The sequence below is a fragment of the Lactobacillus melliventris genome, assembly GCF_042679465.1.
Classification (GTDB): Bacteria; Bacillota; Bacilli; order Lactobacillales; family Lactobacillaceae; genus Lactobacillus; species Lactobacillus melliventris.
The window spans coordinates 37616-60357 of sequence record NZ_JBHTMT010000004.1 but is presented as its reverse complement, the minus strand read 5'-3'; the positions used below and the strand labels follow the sequence as shown (position 1 = coordinate 60357).

At 36.6% G+C, this 22742-nt stretch carries 10 protein-coding genes; 5 read left to right on the top strand and 5 right to left on the bottom strand.

The genetic code is table 11. The features are described 5' to 3' along the window. Window positions 1–3 precede the first annotated feature (3 nt). Window positions 4–10929, bottom strand: coding sequence for an SLAP domain-containing protein (locus tag ACFQ32_RS05480; protein ID WP_046325452.1), 10926 nt, complete (start codon window positions 10927–10929; stop codon window positions 4–6). A gap of 410 nt (window positions 10930–11339) precedes the next feature. Here ACFQ32_RS05480 and ACFQ32_RS05475 point away from each other — a divergent pair, with 410 nt between their 5' ends. Together ACFQ32_RS05475 and ACFQ32_RS05470 are read left to right on the top strand one after the other, a co-directional pair. Beyond that, a complete protein-coding gene (locus ACFQ32_RS05475) occupies window positions 11340–12692 on the top strand; it encodes an MFS transporter (protein ID WP_046325451.1) in 1353 nt (450 codons plus the stop codon). Between the two features lie 143 nt (window positions 12693–12835). Further along, window positions 12836–14392 (top strand): SLAP domain-containing protein, encoded by a 1557-nt coding sequence (locus tag ACFQ32_RS05470; protein ID WP_046325450.1) that lies wholly within the window; start codon window positions 12836–12838, stop codon window positions 14390–14392. Window positions 14393–14585: 193 nt separating this feature from the next. On the opposite strand, the gene ACFQ32_RS05465 is transcribed toward ACFQ32_RS05470, so the two are convergent. Genes ACFQ32_RS05465 through ACFQ32_RS05450 form a run of 4 tightly spaced genes read right to left on the bottom strand, consistent with a single transcriptional unit; the run spans window position 14586 to window position 19178 of the window. Further along, on the bottom strand, window positions 14586–15557 hold the full coding sequence (locus ACFQ32_RS05465) for an aldo/keto reductase (protein WP_046325449.1): 972 nt from the start codon (window positions 15555–15557) through the stop codon (window positions 14586–14588). Next, window positions 15541–16515: a carbohydrate kinase family protein gene (locus ACFQ32_RS05460; protein WP_046325448.1), complete on the bottom strand. Its 975-nt coding sequence runs from the start codon at window positions 16513–16515 to the stop codon at window positions 15541–15543. Before ACFQ32_RS05460 ends, ACFQ32_RS05465 begins: the two co-directional genes overlap by 17 nt. A gap of 10 nt (window positions 16516–16525) precedes the next feature. Continuing rightward, window positions 16526–17578 (bottom strand): NAD(P)-dependent alcohol dehydrogenase, encoded by a 1053-nt coding sequence (locus ACFQ32_RS05455; protein ID WP_046325447.1) that lies wholly within the window; start codon window positions 17576–17578, stop codon window positions 16526–16528. Further along, window positions 17571–19178: an MFS transporter gene (locus ACFQ32_RS05450; RefSeq protein ID WP_084619595.1), complete on the bottom strand. Its 1608-nt coding sequence runs from the start codon at window positions 19176–19178 to the stop codon at window positions 17571–17573. The genes ACFQ32_RS05455 and ACFQ32_RS05450 overlap by 8 nt, the downstream gene beginning before the upstream one ends. 69 nt (window positions 19179–19247) lie before the next feature. Here ACFQ32_RS05450 and ACFQ32_RS05445 point away from each other — a divergent pair, with 69 nt between their 5' ends. The 3 genes from ACFQ32_RS05445 to ACFQ32_RS05435 are packed head-to-tail and all read left to right on the top strand — an operon-like array spanning window position 19248 to window position 22589. Then, window positions 19248–20624 (top strand): MFS transporter, encoded by a 1377-nt coding sequence (locus tag ACFQ32_RS05445; protein ID WP_046325446.1) that lies wholly within the window; start codon window positions 19248–19250, stop codon window positions 20622–20624. Between the two features lie 15 nt (window positions 20625–20639). Continuing rightward, a complete protein-coding gene (locus ACFQ32_RS05440; protein WP_046325445.1) occupies window positions 20640–21716 on the top strand; it encodes a zinc-binding dehydrogenase in 1077 nt (358 codons plus the stop codon). Between the two features lie 18 nt (window positions 21717–21734). Then, on the top strand, window positions 21735–22589 hold the full coding sequence (locus tag ACFQ32_RS05435) for a class II fructose-bisphosphate aldolase (RefSeq protein ID WP_046325444.1): 855 nt from the start codon (window positions 21735–21737) through the stop codon (window positions 22587–22589). Window positions 22590–22742 lie beyond the last annotated feature (153 nt).

Genomic DNA, 22742 nt, shown 5'->3' with positions numbered 1-22742 from the left:
CACCTATTTATTAAAATTAGTTTCTTTAACAAACTTATTTTTAGCAATGATAAAGTACTTTTCGTGGTTAATTTTGACAGGACTGCCATAAGTTTTAATTACTTGCTGTTTCCTTAAAACTTTTTTGCTAATTAGATTACCATGTTGGCTGTAAACATAAGCATTATGCCTTAATTTAAGCATATTAGAATCAATATTGTTAGCGGCGATGAATAAACCATCATCCAGTTCGTAGTATTTCTTACCATTGATGAATCGCTGGTTAACCGTATTAACAATTGAACCGGCCAGTATAACGATCTTGTTAGCACGTTTACCGTTTTGATCATATAGATAGGAATTGTGCATAATAGTTTTTGCAGCTGCTGGTTGCGCCTTTTCCATTACGAGTTCGTTGTTCGGCGCTGCACTAGCGGCTTTTTGCAAAGCAATATTTGCAGCCTTAACAAAGCGGTTTTGGGCAATAATGTAATATTTTTTGCCCCGAATTGTGACTGCGTTACCATAGGTTTTAATATTATTGCCTTTTCTTAATACGCCAGCTTTCTTTATGCGATTGCCATGTTTATTGTAAACATAGGCATTATGTTTTAATTTCTGACTTGTAGGAATAACATTACCCAGAGCAATATAGTAAATTTTATTCTGATTGCCTTTATCGACCAAGACGTAATAGCTCTGCCCGTTAATCTCTTTGGTGCCGTAAGAAGTAATGATTGAGCCGGCACCAAGAATAACTTTGTTAGCACGTTTGCCATTTTCATCGTAAAGGTAAGCGTTGTGCATTAAGGTTAATTCTTCGCTGCTGGTTAAATCAAGTTTTGCCTCATTGTCTTCTTTGCTTGATGTATTAACAGGCGTATTGTTAGCAGGAACCGGGATAGAATGATTGTTAGAACTATGTTCATTTTCGCGATTAATATCATGAAGAATATGATCAATTGTGGCAGAATCCGTAGCATCAAGATACATTTGCTTAATAGCATCATCACGCAGTTTAGTAATTGTCTGACTGTCATTGACCTGAGGCTGTTTGAGAGCAGCGTTTGCCTGGGACATATCTGTCTCAATTTGCTTAATAATAGCTTGCTTTTCTTGCTCAGTGTACTTGCCAGACGACTGAATTTCACTTGTAGCTGCTTTTTGTGCTTCTGTCAGTGCTCCAGCAGCTATTTCTTTTTCACCAGCTAATCCTGTTGCAGCGAGTTTATCCGCGTTGGCAGGATCATTGAGCGCATCTTTAGCATTTTCGTATGCTTGATCAACGCTAGTGGTGTTTGCTTTATCCTTAAACCTGTCTTTGAGAAGTTTAACAGCGGAATCATAGGCAGCTGTTAGTCTTTCTTCTTGTACATTGCTATCGTTATTTAAAACATTCTCAAGTTCTTGACTATCGCTTACAATAATACTGCTTATCTTGTCAACTGCATTCTTTCTGGCAGTTTCTATGCCAGTTGAACTTTGAGCCTGATCAATAGTGCCCGTTTGATCCGAGTTAGCTTTAGCTGCTTCTTGGTCAATGTAATCTTTAATTGCCTGCTTTTCAGCACTAGTATAATCGCTGCCATCTTGATGCTTTAATTTATCAACTTGGTTTTTAGCGTTGATAGCAGTGTCTGCTACTGACCCCTTAGCTATTTCTTTTGCAGCTGCAGTCTTAGCTGCTGTAATATCTTCAATTGAGTCACCATTCACCTGTGAGTGCTCGTGATATGCTTTATCAACATTGGTGGTGTCAGCATTTTCGCCAAATTTTTCTTTTAGTTCAGCAACTGCTTTTTGATGTTCAGCAGCTAATTCATTGTTTGCTTCTGCTTTAAGCGAACTAATAGATTCCTCTTTAGCGGCATTACCAGCACTGCCGATATCGGATTTAGCGGTTTCTGTGATTTTAGCAATCTGGTCCTTTTTGCCCGATGTATCGCCTTTAGGAGCATTAACTGCATCAATTTGATCCTTGGCTTTCTGGCTATCATCTTTAATTTGCTCTTTCAGCCTGTTCTTTGTTTCAGCAGCTAATTTATCGTTACTGTCGATTTCTGCAGTTACTTTTGCAGCTTCCTCGTCGATGTCAGCCTTAGCCTGTTCCTTGTTAATGATGGTCATAGCCTCATCATAAGCAGTGCTAGCAGTCTGGATATCAGTAGCATTATTAATAGCTTTAATTTGCTCGTCAATATGATCTAGCAATTCTGGTGACAGCTTATCTTTCAGTCTGTCTTTTAATTTACTGTATGCATCGTTAATGCCGTCTACTCCTTCAGCGCCCTTAAGGGCATTATTTTGTTCATCATTGAACCATTCTGGTTCAGTGCCAGTTTCAGGCTTAGCCAACAGCCGATCAATGTTTTGCCCAATATCAGCTTCTTCTGGGATGTCGGCACTTGCAGCAGCACTTTCGATATCTTGGTAACTCTGCTTGTATGCATCATCAATTGCTTTTTTAGCTGCTGCCTTTTGCTCGGCAGTTAATTGAGATTGATCAATTACAGCATGAGCCTTAGTTTGTTTATCTTTCAGAATGTTTTCGGCTTTTGTCTTATGACCAGCCAGGGCTGTCTGTTCTTTAATGCTATTGATATTAGTAATAGCTTGTTTTCTATTATTATCTATTTGGTCTTTAGCGCCGGCTTCAGATTGCGAAACAGAATTAATGTCAGTTCTTGCTTGTTCAACAAGTTTTTGAATTTGCTCCTTTTGCTTTTGCTGGTCTGCTGGGGACAAACCAGATTTTTCTATTGCGTCATTTGCTTCTTTTTGAGCTTGTTCGATCTGAGAAATTGCCTCTTGTTTAGCTTTAACTATTTCGGCTTTTTCTTGTGCAACTTGGAAAATGCGGTCGATTTCTTTCTCACCAAAATTAGCAGTTTCACCTTCTGGCACTATACCTTGTTCGGCATTTTCAACTTGTGTTTTAGCATCTTCGTAGTTGTTTTCAAGCTTAATACCGGCAATGTTAGCAATGGTTTTGTTAACGGCTTCTTCCAATTGCTTTTGAAGAGCGTCAATTTGATCTTGCTCAAGGTTGGTTGCCACACTGGCAATTTCGCCTTTACTGTTAACATAGTCCTTAAACTTATTAATTTGTTTATTCTTTTCCGCAGTCAGTTTGCTTGGCAATTTTGCCTGATCAATGTTTGTTTTGGCATCTTGTTCTAACTGGGATAGCTGTTCACTTGTCCCGCCATAAATTGAACTAATACCATCATTTAAGGCCTGGTCAATGTCTTGATAGCCACTAGCGGCATCGTTGCCGGCTAAACCTATACCATCAATGTCAGCTTTGGCTTCTGCGGCGTGTTCTTTTAAGCTCTTAACGATTTGATTTTTACGATCAAAATCATCACCTAATTTGTTAATTGTGGTAATGCCATCATCTGCAGCTGTTTGAATTTGCGTAATGGTGTTCTGCTTACTGCTCCTAGCGTTAATAATCTTTGCTGCTGCTTTTTTTTGTTCCTGATCTATTTGTGCTTTCATTTGGTCAGCAACGGTGCTGTCTTCAGTTTCAGCAGCTTTAGCTTTGGCGTTGGTGGCTGCAGTTTGTAAATCATTTAGAGCTTGGGCTAGAGCTTCTTCGTTAGCAATATTATTATTGACCTTGTTAAGAGCTGTCTCACCATTACCTTTGGCAGCATTAATTTTATCCAGATCAGTGGCAGCAGAAATCTCGGCTTTAGCTGCACTTAAAGCGTCACTAATAGCCTTACTTAAGTCATCATATTGATTTTGATCAATTTTGTTATGCAAACGGTCATCGTTTAAGCGTTGGCTCAGCTTTTTAGCCTGCTCAACCAGTGAGTTGTAGGCGGCATTTTGTTCCTGCAGTAAAGCTGCGTTTTCTTTGGCATTTTGTACAATACCGGTAATGGCATTTTCAGCGCCTTGTTTGGCTTTTTCTACCTCGTCTGGACTTTGTGCCTTGTTAATATTTTGGATAGCTATCTCTTTATTTGAGTTGATTAAGTCAATTTGCTGGGCTTTCTCAGTATCACTTAGAGCTGACTGTTCGATCTTCTTGATATTATCTGCAGCTGTTTGGGCAATATTCTCTAAGTATTTATTGGCATTATTCTTAGCCGCTTGTAATTGAGCAGCGCTTAAAGCTTTGTCAATGTTGATAATACCAGTAGTCTTAGCGGATGCAATATCGTCTGTTGTTTGCTGAGCGTTAATCTGACTGACAGCTTTATTTTTAGCAGCGGTTGCCTGACTCTTATACTGAGCTTTTTCTTCAGCACTTAAGCCTGTAATTTGATCAATTTGAGCTAAAATTCCCGGAGCACCAGGATTATTAGTTTGACCGTTTAGTTCCGCTGTCAATGCTTTAATTGCTTCGTCTTTAGCATTTTTTATTTTGGCAGCATCATTAGAATCTGCTGTAGTCTTAATTCCTTTGATGTGATTAATGGCAGAATCTCTACTGCTCAAAACAGTGCTACTATCCTCAGCAGCAGTAATGGCTGAAGCGGCATTCTCTAGAATAGAATCAACACTGTCTTGATCCTTTTTATCTTTTAAGTTGTTTTTGATTTCGTCTGCGACATCTTTAATAGCTTTTCTGGCCTGTGCTTTGGTGATTGCTAAGTTACCACTTGCTTCCGCTTTATTGATTGCATTAATGGTATCAGTAGTGATTTTATTGATACCATCTTTTGTCTTGCCATTTTGTAATTTACTCTTGGCATCCGCAACAGCCTGATTAATATCAGAGATTGCCTGCTCATATTGGGAACTAGCTTCTTCTTTTTCTTCAGCGCTTAGAGTGTCATATGAAGATTTTAATCTGCTAATTGCTTCTTGAGCAGCTTGGTTAATAGCCTCTTCGCTGTGATGTTTAGTATTCTCCAAATCAGCTGTCATAGCTGTGGCTGCAACCTGACCAATAGCATCTTTACCATCATTTTTGGCTTTGTCTACGGCATCATTATTTTTTTGCAATTCAATATTTTGCTTAGCTTTAGCTCTTTCATCGTTGATTTTTGCAATGGTTTGAGTTTTATCCGCGTCAGACATCGCAGATTGATTAATGGTAGAAATTGCTTGATCAGCCTGCTTGTCGACTTCTTGCTTAGCATGATCAATATTGGTATCAAGGCTTTGCGCATCCCTAATAACTGTGTTCATATTATCAATGCCTTGCTGTTTTTCAGAATCGACTTGAGCAGCAGGAGCATTCTTTACTTTAGCAACTGCATCATTATAGTAATCAGTTAACTGTTTAATTAATCCGTCTTTAGTAGTGCTGTTAACATTTTGTAAGTTGGTAATTTGATTAGAAACATCGGTGCAGGTGTTCAACAATTCTTTAAGCGCAGCGCTTCTACTTGATTGCAATACTACTTTAGCAAGAATTTTATTTAAAGCTTCCCGACCGGCGTTTGTTGCAGTAGCAATTTCATCTTGAGAATGAGCATTTTGAATATCAGTTTTGGCTGAAGTTAAAGCAGAACTAATTTCGTCATAATAATCACTTTTTTCTTTGCCGGAAAGGTTAGGATCTTTTTCGATACTTGTCCGAATTTTCTCTGCTAGAGCATTTAGGCCAGTGTCTTTATTGGTTAAAGCATCATCTTTTTGTTGTTCTAAGTATTTTGCTTCTTCACTGGCAATACTGCTAGCAACGCTGGCCATAGCAGCAATGCCATCATCCCTATCTTTAGCCACTTGTTCAGCAGTCAAGTCGTTGTATACTTTGCTGGTTGCCGTTTCATAGAAGCCATTAATTTTGTCTGTTAGTGCGTCTTTTTGCTCGCTATTAATTTTATTATCAGTAAAAGCCTGATTAATAGTATCTAAGTCTTTTTTCTTCTCATCTTGCAACGCTATATTTGCCTGAGATTTTGCGACTATTAATTGACTGGCCGCCAAATCCTCATTAATACTGGTTTTACCAGCTTGTCTAGCAGAATTAACACCATCATTGTCTTTAGCTGCATTAATTGCTGCTTTGGCGTTAGCCAAGTCTTTATTAATAGTTTCTTGATAATGTTGTTTATCTTCTGGACTTAAAACAGTATCGTCAAAGTCGTCAATTGTACTTAAAGCGTTTTTAGCTGCTTCTTCAACTCCCTTGATTGCATCTTGACGCTGCTTATTTAAATTATTAGAGCCGGTATTAGCAGCATTTTCTTGATAACCGGTAATATTTTTAATGGCTCTGTCTTCATCTGTTGCAATTGTAGTTTCATCTTCATCTTGAGTGATTTTAGCAACACCAGCAGCAGTTGCAGTATTAATTAGTTCTTGATATTTGGTTTTTTCCTCGTCACTCAGATTTTTATTATTTGTAATCTTAGCAATAGCTTTGTCTTTAGCATCCTGAATTGCTGCAATGGCCTGATTACGTCGACCACTTAAGTTTTGCTCATCAAGTAAATTGTTTAATGCAGCAGTGCCTTCTCTAACTGCGGTATTAATATCAGCTATAGTTTCAGCCTTATCAATGCGGCTATTATAACCTTGACTTCCGGTAAGCAATTCACTGGCTTTATTGGCAGCATCGTCTTTATTCTTGGCCGTTAAATTAGGATTATTCTGAATTTTGTTAACAATGTCTTGTTTAACTGTTTCCAGTTGCTTTTTAGCAGCAGCCTTATAGGCATTTAAAACATTCTTTTTACCGTCAATAACGTCCTGGTTGATAACGGTAAGTGAGTCATGGCTAGCAATCGTGTTGATAGCATTAGTGACTGCCTCATCAATATTAGACTCTTGCTCAACCCCTAAATTGTTTTTAGCTTCAGTTGCATCTTGCTCAATTTGTGCTTTAGCAGCCGACTTATAGGCATTTAAAACATTCTTTTTGCCGTCAGTAATATCTTGCTTGATGTCAGCAGCAGAGCTATGACTGTCAATCGTGTTACCGGCATTGGTGACTGCGTCATCAATATTAGTTTCTTGCTCAACTCCTAAATTGCCTTTAGCTGTCTCTGCGTCCGCCTTAACCTGAGCTTTAGCATTTTCTTTAAATGCGTTTAAGATATTTTCTTTAGCGGCTTTTTCTGCTTGGACAATATTTGAACTACTTGCAGCATTATCCTCAATTTTATCAATTGCCGCTAGGGCATCTGTCATGGCGGTTTCGGCTTGGCCAACTTGACCAAGGACATTCTCGTAGTCCTTAGTATAACCAGCAATTTCAGCTTTGGCAGCTGCTTTGTTAATTAAACTTTCAGCAGCAGCTTTTCTCTTATTGATAATTTCACTGTCATCAGTGCCATAAATAGATTTGGCAGTATCACCAGTAGTAGCTGTTGCAGCAGCAACTGCTTCATCTATTTCATCAAGGTATGTTTTTTGTTCATCCGCTGTTAAATCAGAATTTTGAATCCGTTCTTTAGCTTGAGCAGCTGTCTCCTTAATATCTTTTGCTGCTTGGTCTTTTACTTTATCCGTATGTGTGCCATTAATCTTATCAATACCATTGTTAAGATCATCTTTAGGATTATTGCTGTTAATAATATCTTTGATAGCTTGATTTAAAGCAGCTTGAATTTCAGGTCGATCATCACCATACTGTGCTATTTGCTTTTTAGCAGCAGCTTCTAATGCTGCAATTGCATCAATAGTATCTTGCACACCTGGGAGTAGAGCTTTGGCTTCTTTTTGATGGTTATTAATAGCCGCTTCATCTTCGTCTTGATCAAGATCACCGTCAGGAGCAACAATTTCTTTTGGTCGCTTGAGCTTGTCTTTTATACCGTTAATTAACTCGTCTACCAGTGATTTAACATTCTCATCTTTTGAGACTGTGTCAATAGCATTTTCGACTTTTGTAATTGCCTGGTTAATATCAGTTTTTACATTATCTCGGTAATCTTTTCCTGCTTGATTAATAGCATTAATACCGTCATTAACAACCTGATCGATGTTAATGTTATTTGTGGCAGCAGCCTGTACTTTACTAATGGCTTGGTTTTTAGCGGCAGTGATAGATTGTTCCTGTGCAGGGAACTTTTTAACTTGCTCCTCAGCTTGCTGAGTTAGTTTGTCAATTGCAGCCGCTTTAGCTTTTTCATATTCTCCTTGACTTTGGGCTGTTTGTATAGCCTTATTGACCAAGTCTAAAGCCGTCTTTTTCCTATTATTTATTTCACTGATTGCCGTCTTGGATGATTGGACGCCATAAACTGATTTTTTAGAATCATAATTGCTATTTTTATTGGTAGCAGCATACTGGGCGGCTTCATTCAGTGCATCAGAGAATGCTTTTTCCTGATCTGCAGTCAAATTAGCCGGCTTTTTAGTTTTAGCAGCATTAATAGCATCAGTAATTTCCTGAGCTGCTTCTTGTTGTACTTCGCTAAACGGTTTGATGCCGAGACTAACTATAGTAGGGCGGTCGCCACTGGCAATGTCTAACGGACTATATTCAATGAAGTTTGCATGTGGAGTTAGTTGAATTGTGGCGTCTTTAGCCATCCTGGTAGTAATTTCGGCAGGGATGGTAATGGTGAAGGAGCCATCAGGAGCAACTTTAGCGGCAAATTTGGTAGGTAATGCTGCCAAATCATTTGCTTCACCGCGATAAGTATCAACAGTATCAGCGTAGGGATTAGCGATTGTTGAATCAATAACAGCTTGACCATTTCTGTATACACCACTATCTTTAAACCTGGCTAAAACATAGGCTTCGGTACCACCAGGTAAGATGTTTTTAAAAAAGCTGTCACTATCAGGACCATCTTTTGCAGGATCATAGTATAATACATAACCTTTGACTAGTTTTGAACCATCTTCTTGATTAATTACCGTCACATCTTCTGGGTCTATGTCTAAGAAGCCGCTTTGATTAGCCGGTGTAAATCTGATGTTATTGTAGCCTGGGTTGTCTTTATTGGAAAAAGCTGCTTCCACGATGGCTCGAAAGAGCTGGTCATAGCTTTGATGATTGTAATTTTGCAGCAATTTCTGGAAGTTTTCAGGTGCTTTACTGAGAATGGCGCTAAGCTGGGGGCTATCTTTTTTGACTTTTTCTAAGTCGAAGATCCTTTGACCGTTTAATACTTCCAGTTTGTTAACTGCGACAGTTTTAGCATTTTTTTCGACTTGTAAAACATGAAAAGGCGGCAAGACTAAGTTGCTGCCAAGAGCAGATCCATTTAACAGTTCACCAAGGTTTAAGGACTGGCGAACATTTGTCACGGTGATTTTATTATCACCGATAATACTGGTGCGATCATTGTTATTCAGATGAGCATCTAACACAAGAGAAGTAGGGTTATTAACAATCAGTTGCCCAGTATTGGCCACATCAACCAGCTTTATTGCACCAGTACCGGCATCACCAACTAATTGAATTTCAAAGCCGCCGTTTTGCACGTTAGCTGTACCGTCAATTTGCACTAGCGAACCACTATAATTGCCCATGTTTTGCCCGGTAATTTTGAGAGCACCACCTGAGTTAATGGCAAAATCGCCCCCAATATAAATCAGGCTTTGCTTATTTTTAGTTGAAATATTACCATTCGTGTTAACGGTAATTGCACCATTTTTGCTAATATTGACCTTTGAATTGGCGTTGTTTAAATAAATGGCTCTGGCCTGGCCATTATTTTGCTTGCCCGCATACTTAATTCCTTCACTTTGTCCGATGTTAATGTTCACCTGACCGTGAACAGTTACTTGCGCATCGTCACTAATAAAGATGGCACTGACTGGATTGCCGTGTTCACTGTTATTAGCACCATTTGAGCCATCGTACGTCTTAAGTGGGGTCAGGTCAACAACTGCTCCTTGTTCAACATTAAGAGAATTGCCTTCTCCTCTCATTTCAATCAAAGTTCCGCCAAATGTCGAACCGTCAAAGTGGCAGCCTGCTTTAAAAGTAATGCTGTTATTGCTATTGGTGAATTCTAAAAGCTGCTGATTATTACCGTCAAACCAACCGCCAATATTGCTTGGAATTTTGACAGTTTCAGCGTGAATTTGGCCTTCAAAAATAATGTCAGTATTATTTTTGGTATATGTTAATTGTGAACCATAAAAATCAATATTTCTAAAAGTGATTTTAGCCGTTTGCCCTTTAGTCATATTGTAAGTATCAGCGACACCATAATAGTCTGTACTTTTAAGTATTAAGTTTTCATAAGTAATATCTAAAGAAGAATTACCGGTAAGAGTAGGGTGGTTACTCTTGAAATCAAGGGTATATTTCGCATTACCTGCAGACTTAATTAATAATTTTCTACCTTGAAAAGCCTGGCGATTATGACCTGTCTCTCTGTCAGCAATAATATTATTGGTAATAGCAATTTCACTGACATTACTATTGTTTAGGGCGCTAATAAAATCCTTCCAGTTACCAACGCTTACTTTTTTACCAGCGTCTTTTGCATCTTTTGCGGTGATCTTAGACTTTGCGGCGTCCTTATTTTTATCTGTTTTGCCAGTTTCCTGCTTAGCAGTACCGTTTGTATGGGGCTCTTCTTTGTCCGAGTTATCGCTGCTAATGCCTGTTTTGTCTTCAGTGCCTTTGTTAATATCATTGTTGTCTGCACTATTTGCGTTAGGCTCTTCTTTGCCTGTATCGTCGTCATTGGCAGGGGTCTGACCTACTTGAGCAGTGTCATTTTGTTTACTGTTACTATTATTCTCCCTCAAAAACGAACTCAAGCCAGAAAATGCGGTTAAATTTGGTTCCCCTTCTGGCTTGTTTGTTTTGTATGTAGCAGTAGATGTAGCTCGTGTGGTATTTTTGTTGCTGTCTTGCGAAAAGATTTCTGCTTGAGAATAGGTATTCTTCTCAGTTAGTTGAGGTGGAACAACTGTATCAGCCTTAACTGTTTTGCTGTTTAAGCCTAAAAAAGTAAAGCCAAGCAATACAGAAGTAGTACCAATACTCAATTTACGAATTGAGAAATGGTCTTGCTTAGCCTGCTTTGCCATTTTTTTCACCCGTTCATTGTAATTATTCTTTCCTAACATAGAAATTTCCTTTCTAATTTCCATTTACTATATAATTATCAATTTAGTAGATGATGATATAAATGTCAATTATTGCGTTTTTTAAAGTATTAGTTTATAAATAACAAATTTTGCAAAAATAAGACAGCTTAAATTAAATAAAGATAACGCTAGCATTAAATTTTAGATAACAATAATTGGCTTTTATTGGCAAAAATTAGATGATGATATTAAAAAAACTGTTCAAAATAAGACAGCTAAAATTTATATATATATCTAAATAATATTGTTATATAATTTATTTGATTTGCTAAAATACGAAGAAAAAATACAGTTGCCGCAATGCATGATTTGTTATGTTTCAAATTAGTTGCACCATTTTAAGTATTGAGAAAGTTCTATGATATCCTGAAGGGGAGGAGGCATTTATGATGTTTAAATGGATTTTAAAACAGCCTGATTCGAATATGCTAGTTCCTAAAGAAAAAGTGGCACAAACATACAGATGGCGGCAACTAGGAGTTTTACTAGCAACTTGTATTGGCTATATTGGGTACTACATCATTCGCCTTGTATTTACCACAGAACAAAATGATATTATGAAAGAATATCATTTTTCTACAGCTAATATTGGTCTCATTTTGTCTTGTTTTGGTATTGGCTATGGCATAGCCAAACTCTTTATGGGGGTATTGGCAGATAGGTGTGATTCCAACCGGTATTTAATGGTAGGACTTTTATTGTCTGCAATCTTAAATATTTTTTTAGGTTCAACTCACAACCTTTATTTAATGATGTTGTTAATGTTTTTAATGGCAGTCACACAAGGAATGGGGGCTGCAGCTTGCCAAAAAATGATTCAGCTCTGGTGGGGACCAAGAATGAGGGGAACAATGTATTCCATTTGGTCTTCAGCACATAATGCCGGCTCATTTATTTGTGTAGCCATAGTGCAACTGGCGGTTTTCCTTTTTTCAGGTTCAATTCCAGCTGTCTTTTATACATCCTCAGCAGTTTCCTTTATCATTTGCATCTTAATTTTAGTTTTGGGTGCTGATAGACCTAAGGTGGTCGGGTTACCTGATATTTCTACTTATACAGGTGACAAAGTTATTCTGGATAATGGCCAAGTTTCTACTGCGGATCAGACTGATTTGAGTGTGGGCCAGATTTTTGTTAAATATATCTTGCAAAATAAATTAGTTTGGACAGTTACTTTGACTTCAATGTCACTTTATCTGGTTCGCTATGGCATTCAGAGCTGGATCCCATCTTATTTAGTCCAAAATAAAGGCTTTGATCCTGCAGCTGCTAAATGGATTATCGGCATTTTTGAATTAGCATCAGTTCCGGGAGTAATTATTATTGGAGCAATTTCAGATGCTTTAAAAAGTCGCCGTGCATTAGTTTCAATCGCTTGCGTAATTGGGACGTTAATTTGCTTAACGCTATATTTTTTCAGTAATAATCATGCTCTGATAATTGCCGCTTTAATCATAATGGGTAATTTGATTTACGCACCGTTGACACTTGTGGGTCTGATGATTAATGAAGTTGTGCCGAAATATGCAGTAGGTGCGTCAACGGGTTTCATGGGCTTTTTCCAATACATTTTTGGTGAAACTCTGGCTACTGCTTTAATCGGGATACTAGTTGATAAATTTGGCTGGATCGCCAGCAACTCAGTTCTTTACGTTGCCTCATTTGTGGCATTAATTTTCTTATTTTATACTGCTATTAGTGAAAACAAGATGCGCCAAGAAGCGGAAAGTAATAATAATTAGATTAAAAGAATTTTGCAGACATTTTACATTGATGCAAGAGTGTTAAAAAAAGGTAAGTAATGCTTTAAGCTATTTGAATTAGCGATTTTTAAGTATACAATATTATGTACCGATATAATTTTAAATAACGAGGTTGGAAACAAATGAAAATTAGTCGAAAATTATTAATGGTATCTGCTGCTGCATTAATAGGTGTCAGTCCTGTGCTTAGTGCAAGTCAAGCTGTTGTGGTTCAAGCCGCTAACAAGACTACCGCTAAGAAAAAGACGACAAAGAAGAATACCATTAAGTTGAGTCATAATGCTTATGTTTATGACAAAAATGGTAAACGCTTGAAGACCTACATGGGTAGTGCTAAAAACACTAAAATTGCTAAAGGCATTACTCTATCATTTAGTAGTAAAGTAACTATTAATAAGAAGGATTATTACAGCATTGGTAATAATGCCTTCATTAAGGCTGCTAATGTTGGCTATGTTAATGGTAAAAAGGTCACTAAAAGTGCACCAGTAGCTACTGCAAAAATTAAGCATAATTCATATATCTATAATGCTAAAGGCAAAACAGACAAGAAGAAAATTAAGAAAGGTCAAACTGTTACCGTCGACCAGTTAATTTATATTGGTAAAAAGTTGTTTTACAGAATTAGTGGTCAAAGTGATCAGTTTATAAAAGCCGCAAATGTTGGTAAAACCAGTGGTGCTAAACTAAAGCCAGTAAATAAGAAACCTGGTAAGAATGAAAATGTACCAAGCGATAATCAAAACGACCCAACTGTAATTCTTCTTAATCACAATGCATATGTCTACGATAGTAATGGTGAAACCACCAAGACTCTGATTAGGAGTGGTGAAAAGGTAACAGTTGATAAATTACAATATATAGGTAAAAAGCTTTATTATCACATTAATGACGCTAATTACCCAGGTAATGATCAATGGGTTAAAAAGAATAATGTGGGAATTGTAACTGGCAAGCAACTTGAGCCTGCAAATTCAAAGCCTGAAAGTGATGAAAATGTGACAACTGTTACTTTAGCTCGCACCGCTAATGTCTACAACAATAAAGGAGTTCTACAATCAACTAAGACCTTTGCTAAAGGCCACACTGCCCGTGTAACAGAATTGCGTTATATTTGGGTAGCTGCTGAAAACCAATCTGCACTGTTTTACAAGTTGCAAAGTGATAAAAATGGCTATCTGAGAGAATCGGATATTAGTAACGTTAATGGTGTTAAATTATCACCAGTCAACACTCCAGAAGCAGCTAAGAATGAAAATACTTTTGCTTCAGCAACCGATAAAAAAGCGTTGCAGGATGCTTTGAGTCAAGATACAACTGTTAAAGCCAGTGATGCTTATAAGCTTTCTGCTAAATCATTACGCGATGCTTATGACGCAGCTATATCCAGTGGAAGTCAGGTTAACACTGCTAAGTCAACTGTTACTCAAGTAAATGATGCTTTAAGTAAAATTAATACTGCTAAAGCAGCTTTAAATGGTAAAAAGATAATTGTTAGTGATTTAAAGAACTTGTCATTAACTGAAGCCAGTCAAATTGTTGATCTAGTTGCCAGCGTAAATGGTGTAGACAAGAGTGCTGTACAATTTAGCAACAATAATACGATACTGACAATTATTAGTGCTAATGGTTTCCAAAAACCTGTAACTATCACTGATTACGTCACGACAAATAAATAAAGTGTAAATAAAATCAGATAAACTAAAAAGAACGCAATTCACTGAAAAAGTGAATTGTGTTCTTTTTTATTTACACAAAGAGAAACATCTCTTAAAGCGTAACTAATTTAGTTTCTTGAAGTTTAGGAATACATATTTTTAAATTAAAAGGTGATTTTTTGTAAAAAGCGCGTTAATAAAAGTAGTTTATACCTTAATTGTCTAAGTCTTCTGCCATTTCTCTCATTCGTCTCAAGTCATCTGGTTCAATTATAATTTTCATAGCTTTACTATTTTCATCAAGCTGATCAATCGAAGTTGAGCCACTTAAGACGTTAATGTTATCACTTTGATTTAATACCCAAGCAATAGCCAAATTGGCTAAAGTACAATGATATTTTTCACATAAAGGTTTCCAAGAATCAAGCATGTCGTCTACTTTTGCCAGATTTTCTGGTTTAAACCATTTCTTACCATTACGTGCGGAACCTTTAGGTGGGACATAATCACGAGGAACAGCTCCGGATAAAATGCCCATTGATAACGGAGAATATGCTTGTAAAACAATATTATTTTCCTTGCACAATGGCAGCAGTTCATCTTCAACTTCTCTGTCGAGTAAACTATAACGACATTGAATAATATCCAATTGTCCGTACTTGAGGTATTCGCGTACGTCGTCAGCGTTAACATTAGCTGCACCTATTCCGCGAATAATTCCTTTATCTTTAAGTTCCATAAGGTATCTCATGGTTTCAGCTATTGGAGTTTTGTATGGCTCAACAGCTTGCCAATGAGTCATATAGATATCAATATAATCAGTTTGTAGTCTTTTTAAAGTATCAAATAGTTCTAACGAAATAGATTCAGGAGTTAGGTTCTTGTATAGTGATCTATCTCCAACTTTATTGAAGAATGCTCCTTTTCTTTCCCACGTAATACCACATTTAGTAATAATTTTATATTTTTCCCTATTACCCTTGATAGCTTCACCAACTAATTTTTCACTTTCACCAAAATTATATCCTGGCGCAGTATCAATCAAGTTGATACCGTATTTTAAGGCTCCTCTAATAGTATCTAGTGCAGCTTGATGGTTATCGTAGTCGGTAAAAGCTGGACCTCCGCCTAAAGCCCAAGTACCTAATCCTATTCTTGAAACTTGCATATTATCTCCTAAATTCATTATTATCTCCTTTTTGATAATTTTTAAGTAATTGTTCTACTTGATGTTCATTTTTTACACCATCAATAGCGCCCAGTTTTCTGACAGAAAGAGAAGCTACAGCATTACCAAACCGAGCACAGCTTTCAAAACTTTGTCCTTCAGCTAACTTAGAAATAAAACCAGCAGCAAAGTTATCACCGGCTCCTGTTGTATCTATATCGATATTTGATGGCACCTCATAGGATGGTAGATATTTTTTCATTTTCTTGTTTTTAATGAAACAGCCATTTGCCCCGGTTTTAATAACGACATTTTTAACACCGAGTTTTAATAGCAAATCAGATTGTGAGTCTAAATCAGGCTGGTTTGTCAGATCTTTTGCCTCAGTATCGTTTGGGAAGAAGTAGTCAATGTAGGGAAGAATATTTTTAATATTATCAATCGTTTCTCCTAAACGGGGGGCATCAATATCGGCACAAATTGTCATATTTTCCTTTTTGGCTTTTTGGAAAATTTTTAATATAACTTGATCATCAATTAATGGATTGTTGAAAATACTTGCCATTGATAAGATTTTACTATCAGTGATTGCCTGAAAATCTATATCATTTTCATTCATTTTCCAAAGACTACCATTTTTATTTGTCAGAAAAGTTCTTTGACCATCTGGTTTAACTAAGCCGATGTTGATTGAAGTAGTGAGATTAGGGTTGACTTCTACAGAAGAAATATTAACTTTATTTTTTTGAGCAATTTTCCTAATGTAATTTCCAGCTCCGTCATCACCAACAGCACTGATTAGAGCAACCTTTTTACCTAGCTTTGATAAGACAATGGCCTCATTTATTGCATCTCCACCTATTTTCATAGATATATCATTTAACGGGAAAGATACTTTATTTAATGTTTCTGAGCTAACAGGGTATAGTGGTATGTCAACTAAAGCAGTACCCACACAAATTACATCTTGCGTCATATAACTCACCTTATTTATAAGATTTGTCAACTATTACTACGCCTTTGATAAATTCGCTTTTATGTGTTGTAGCAAATTCAAATGCTTCTTGAATATCTTTATACATGAAATATTTATCTACAATTGACATTACATTGAATTTTCCACTTGATATCATTTTGATAGTTTTAGGATAATCGTTGACGTAACGAAATAGAGTATGAATTGTTACTTCTCTGTTAATTTTCAGAAATTCTACTGGCGTTGCTCCTGGTATAGTACCCAGAATAAAGAAGGTTCCAGTATGCTTAACAATCTTTAAGCCGATTTGTGCAGTCGCATTGCTACCAGCACATTCATATACAAAATCAGCGCCATTGGTTCCAACTACTGCTTTAATTTTATCAACTACATCTGGATCATCACCTTTAAATGTAGAATTTGCACCAAGTTCTTTGGCTTTTGCCAAGCGATTATCGACAATGTCTATTACAACAACTGTAGAGGCGCCTGCCATCTTGACTGCCATTGTCGTAAGTAAACCTTCTGCTCCTGCACCTAATATGACGACTGACTTACCAATTAAATTGCCAGCTGACTCGGCAGCGTGAATTGCCACAGAAGCTGGCTCTGTCATGGCTCCTTCAACCAGACTCATATTATCGGGTAAATGATAGGTCCACTCGGCTGGATGATTAATATAGTTTGTTAAGGAACCTTTATAGTTAGGAGCAGTTGCCAGGAAATCTACATTAGGGCAGACATTATAATGACCTGATCTGCAAAATTCACAGGTGCCATCAGGAACACCAGGTTCCATAGCTACACGATCACCAACTTTAAAGTTAGTAACATTTTTTCCAACCTTAGAAATTATTCCGGCAGTTTCATGACCCAAACCGATTTCTTGGTTTGGATCTTCAGGTGGTAAATAAGGTCCATCAGTAAAGCCGTGCATGTCAGAGCCACAAATACTAACATCACAGACTTTTATTTGTACTTCGTTATCTTTAGGATCTTCAATTTCTGCATCTTTAATGACCATTTTTCCTGGCTTTTCCAGTATTGCTTTTGTATTATGCATGATTAACCTCTCTATTACTTTCTAAATTAATGGAACTATCGATTTCATTAATTGTTTTCTTTCTGGTTTCAATACCAAATAAAATAATAATAAGTGCGCAAAGTCCTAAAAGAATTCCTAAAGTGATAAAAACAGCAACTACTCCAAAATCTGTAAGTATCCAGGCGATTAAATATGGAGATGTAATAGCTACAAATCTGCCAATAGCATTTGAAATACCTAAACCCCGCATTTTAACTTGTGTAGGCCAAAGTTCGGTTGCATACACTGCAGAGGAAAAACTATTGTAAATGTATAAGATAAAAATCATAATAAAGCCGATTATTAAAATACTCGCCTCAGACCTTTGTTGTGCATAAATATAGCCTAAAATTGCAATAGCTATGATAAAAATTCCTCCGAACAACTTTCGGGGTAAAAATTCAATAATGAATGTTGAAAAATAAGTTCCCAAAGGTGCCGCAACGATCATAATAGTGGTCATAAGAAGGGACTTGGTGACTGTTATACCGTTGTTGACAAAAATCGTGGGTATCCAATTATTTATCGTATAAAGCGCTAGGTTCATTGCAATCAGCGTAGTGGAACAAATTAATGTTCGCCTTCCTAATGCACCAAAGAAAAAATTCTTGAATGGTATTTTAACTTTTTGGCTTGAATTAAGTTTTCTGTTGTCATTTTCATTAACTGAAATATTAATTTTATGGCCTTGCTCTTTTTCAACTCTTTTAACTATTTCGTTAAGTAAGCATTCTCCTTCCTTTTTATGTCCGTTTTGTAATAACCAATGTGGCGATTCCTTGAAAAACTTATGGAAAAAGAAAAGTATAATGAAAGCACTAACCGAACAAATTATAAAAACTGATCTCCATCCAATAGTTGGAATTGCTATTAAGCAAAGCAGGGATGCAATTAAAGGTGAAAAATTGCCGAAACAAGAAAGCATGGCTTGCCATTTTCCCCTGAATTTGGCTGGCAATAATTCAGTAAATGAACCATATCCAAGTTCTATTCCAGCTCCCATACCTATTCCCATTAAGCCTCTGCTAACAATCAGCAAGAACATGTTGGGTACAAGTGCAGCAACTAATGAAAACACGGCAAAAGTCAAAATGGAAATTTCATTTGACTTTTTTCTGCCAATTTTATCGCCTAACCAGCCACCTATAAGTGATCCGATAAAAAAGCCAATCATCATAGCAGAAGAAAATGCTGCGTTTAAATAGTTATTAGACCAACCTTTATGAATTAAATCAGCTAAGATTGAATTTCCTGAAGAATTAAGAACACCGTTTATTTGAAGTCCAAACCCTAAAAGGAAAAAGTTTTCTAAATGCCATTTTGAAAAAGGCAGTTTATCGAGAACTTGTTCTGATTGCTTTGGTTCTTTCATGTCAATCCCCTTTTCTATTTCTGAAATCGCTAACATAATAATACACCCATTAATGTTCATTTGAAACATAAAATGTAAAAATAAAAAAATAATTATTTTGTTCACAATATTAAAAATGCTTTTATATAAGCAATAAAAGCTATAAATTTTGCATAAATAATGTTGCAAAAGAAAATTTATATCACAAAAAAGATTGACTTTTAACATTTTCGGCTTAGTATAATAGTTGAGTCATGACTCGATCGATAGTAAGGACTTTCTTGTAAGGAGGTCAACATGAAAAATGACAATTCGCCCTTTGCCGGGGCAAGATTAGATAGATTGCCAACTAGTAAATTTCATTGGAAAATTTTTGCAATAGTTGGTTTTGCATTATTAACCTGCTGGAGTAATGCAATAGGAGGGCTGGTCCTTGCACAATTAAAAGTAATTGGTTGGACAAACAATAGTCAGACAGCATTGTTTACTTCATTAAGCACTGCTGGTATGTTCTTTGGAGCTTTAATTGGTGGTTCCATTGGTGATAAATATGGCAGGAAAAAAACTTTTTTGCTTTTTGAAGTAATGCACATAATTACTATGTTAGTTGCAGCTGTTTCTCCGAACATGAATTTCTTAATGGTAGTTAGGTTTTTCATGGGACTGGCTTTAGGAGCGCTATTAACTATACTTTTTGCCAGTTTTACGGAATACATGCCTTCAAGAAGTAGAGGTACTTGGTCATCCCGAATTTCATTTGTGGGAAATTGGTCATATCCTATTTGCTCATTGATAGCAATGCTACTAACAGAAATTGTTGCTCCAGAAATGAACTGGAGGTTGCAATTTGTAATTCCTGCGTTACTTTCAACATTCATTTCTCTAATTGCGTGGAAAGCCTTTCCCGAAAGCCCCAGATGGTTAGAGTCAAAGGGACGTTATGCTGACGCAGAAAAAGTTTTAACCAATATTGAAAATGAGGTTTCAAAAGAGACTAATAGTGTTTTGCCTGAAATTCATAAAGACAAGACTGAAAAAAATGAAGAAGAAAAACAAAATATTTCTTATACGGAATTTTTTAAAGGAAAATTGCTTAAAAGAGTAATACTTGGTTCATTTGCTTTAATTGCTATGAATGTTACGCAATATACCTTAATAAACTGGTTACCAACTATGTTTCTCGCTCAAGGAATAGATCTTAAGAAGTCTGTTTTTCTTAATACTATGAACATGTTTGGTGCACCTGTAGGTATTTTTATTGCAACGCTAATAATGGATAAAATACCGCGCAAAGTTATGGGGATTGGTCTCTTGAGCATCATGGCCGTACTAGGCTATATTTACTCTTTTCAAAGGAGTATGTTAATGATCTCGATTTTGGGCTTTTTCCTAATGATTTCAGTTTATATGTTTGTTTGTTATGCGTCTGCTGTATATGTACCTGAAATTTGGCCAACCTATGCCAAATTAAGAGGATCTGGCTTGTGTAATGCCATAGGAAGGATTAGTGGAATAATTGTTCCTTTCATTGTTGCCAAGTTGCTTGATTCAGTTGGTATTACCGGAGTATTCATATTACTTGGAATCACATGTTTAATAACGGCAATTATAATTGGTATTTTTGGTATTGAAACAAGAGGAAAATCTGTAGAAGAAATTGGTTCAATAAAGTAGAAAGAGGATATTAAAATGAAAGCTTTAGCTCGTTATGGTAAAGAATTCGGCGGTTATAAGATGATTGATGTTCCTGTGCCAGAAGTTGGTCCAGAGGATGTCTTAGTAGAAATTAAAGCTGCCACTATTTGTGGTGCGGATATGAAGCACTATAAAGTTGATAATGGTTCAAAAGAATTTAACTCTATTCGTGGCCATGAATTTGCTGGTGATATTGTTAAAGTTGGCGACAAGGTAACAGATTGGAAAGTAGGCGACAGAGTAGTTTCTGACAATACAGGCCATGTTTGTGGTGTATGTCCAGCCTGTGATGATGGTGACTTTCTCCTTTGCCTACATAAGGTCAATTTAGGTTTAGATAATAATCATTGGGGTGGTGGCTACACTAAATACTGTTTAGTTCCCGGTGAAATACTGCGTATTCACAAACACGCATTGTGGAAGATTCCTGATGGTGTCAAATATGAAGAAGCAAGTTGTCTTGATCCTATTAGTAATGCATATAAAGCTGTTGCAGAGCAATCTGGCTTAAAACCTGGCGATGATGTAGTGATATTTGGTACAGGACCATTGGGATTATTTTCAGTTCAAATTGCAAAATTAATGGGAGCATTGAAGATTGTAATGGTTGGTCTTGATGCAGATACAAAATATAGATTTGATGTCGCTAAGAAATTGGGTGCAACAGATTGTATTAACGGCTCTAAAGAAGATGTTGTAAGCCGCTGCAAAGAGATTATAGGCGAAGATAATCTAGGCACTGTTATTGAATGTTCAGGCGCTATGGTCGCATTACACCAAGCAATTGAGATGGTACGTCCAAATGCTACGATCGTACGTGTCGGCATGGGTTACCAGCCATTTAACTTTCCAATCAATCGTATTACTGAATGGAATATTGATATTAAGGGCCACCAGGCATACAGTTCATCTACTTGGCGTCGTACAATTAAGCTGCTGGCAGCTCACAAAATTGACGTTGAATCAATGATTACTCATAGATTTGGACTATCGGAATGGCAAAAAGGCTTTGATGCTATGGCAGATAAATCGGCCATCAAAGTAGTATTTCATTATGACTATGATGATTAAGATTGGAGATAATTTGGTATGCTAGCAGATATTAGATATTGGGAAAAAATTGCACAGAAACATCATTTTGCTATTCCACATTTTAACGTTTGGAATGTCGAAATGCTTGAAGGGGTCATGGATGCCAGTGAACAAGAAAACTCTCCGGTGATTATATCCTTTGGTACTGGTTTTATTCACAATACAATATTTGAGGAATATGCTGGAATGATGGTTTCAATGGCTAAACATTCCACACTGCCTGTAATAACTCACTGGGATCACGGTCGCAGTTTTGATATTGTAAAAAATGGTTATGATTACGGAATGAATTCTGTCATGAGGGATGCTTCGAAATTACCATTTGAAGAAAATATTGCTGAAACTAAAAAAGTAGTAGATTACTTTCATCCATTAAATGTTGGTGTCGAAGCTGAACTTGGTCACGTAGCTGATCCTAATAAGTATGAAAAAGCAATGGAAGATTATCAGTATACCGATCCTTCAGTAGCTAAAGAATTTGTGGATAAAACTCATTGTGACTCATTAGCTGTAGCTATTGGTCAGGTACACGGTGTCTATACTTCTACTCCTCATCTTAATTTTGAGGTTTTGGAAAAAGTAGCTAAGGCAGTTCCTGTACCATTGGTTTTACACGGTGCTTCTGGAATTCCTGATGAACAGGTATCTAAAGCTGTATCAATGGGAATTTGTAAAGTTAACATTCATACTGATCTGGGTATTGCTGCAATGAAAGCTGCTAACGCTCATAGTGACCAACTTTATCTAGAAGTTCAAAAGTATGTACGTGAAGCTATAAAAGATGAAGCAGTTCATAAGATTCATGTTCTGGGCTCTCAAAATAAAGCTGACTTAAGGCTGGAAAACTATTAAGTTATATTTTAAAATTTATTTTATTGTCAGAATTATATAAAATAGACCAGGTTGAAAAACTTGGTCTTATTTTGTCTTTTAAAAAAATGTGAAACAATTTCATATTATATGAATTAAACATTTGCTAGAATAGTCTTATAGAACGGCGGAAGT

Coding starts and splice junctions, on each gene's coding strand:
- ACFQ32_RS05480 (WP_046325452.1), bottom strand. CDS start 10,929: ATGTTAGGAAAGAATAATTACAATGAACGGGTGAAAAAAATGGCAAAG.
- ACFQ32_RS05440 (WP_046325445.1), top strand. CDS start 20,640: ATGAAAGCTTTAGCTCGTTATGGTAAAGAATTCGGCGGTTATAAGATG.
- ACFQ32_RS05460 (WP_046325448.1), bottom strand. CDS start 16,515: ATGACGCAAGATGTAATTTGTGTGGGTACTGCTTTAGTTGACATACCA.
- ACFQ32_RS05465 (WP_046325449.1), bottom strand. CDS start 15,557: ATGAATTTAGGAGATAATATGCAAGTTTCAAGAATAGGATTAGGTACT.
- ACFQ32_RS05435 (WP_046325444.1), top strand. CDS start 21,735: ATGCTAGCAGATATTAGATATTGGGAAAAAATTGCACAGAAACATCAT.
- ACFQ32_RS05450 (WP_084619595.1), bottom strand. CDS start 19,178: ATGTTAAAAGTCAATCTTTTTTGTGATATAAATTTTCTTTTGCAACAT.
- ACFQ32_RS05455 (WP_046325447.1), bottom strand. CDS start 17,578: ATGCATAATACAAAAGCAATACTGGAAAAGCCAGGAAAAATGGTCATT.
- ACFQ32_RS05475 (WP_046325451.1), top strand. CDS start 11,340: ATGTTTAAATGGATTTTAAAACAGCCTGATTCGAATATGCTAGTTCCT.
- ACFQ32_RS05470 (WP_046325450.1), top strand. CDS start 12,836: ATGAAAATTAGTCGAAAATTATTAATGGTATCTGCTGCTGCATTAATA.
- ACFQ32_RS05445 (WP_046325446.1), top strand. CDS start 19,248: ATGAAAAATGACAATTCGCCCTTTGCCGGGGCAAGATTAGATAGATTG.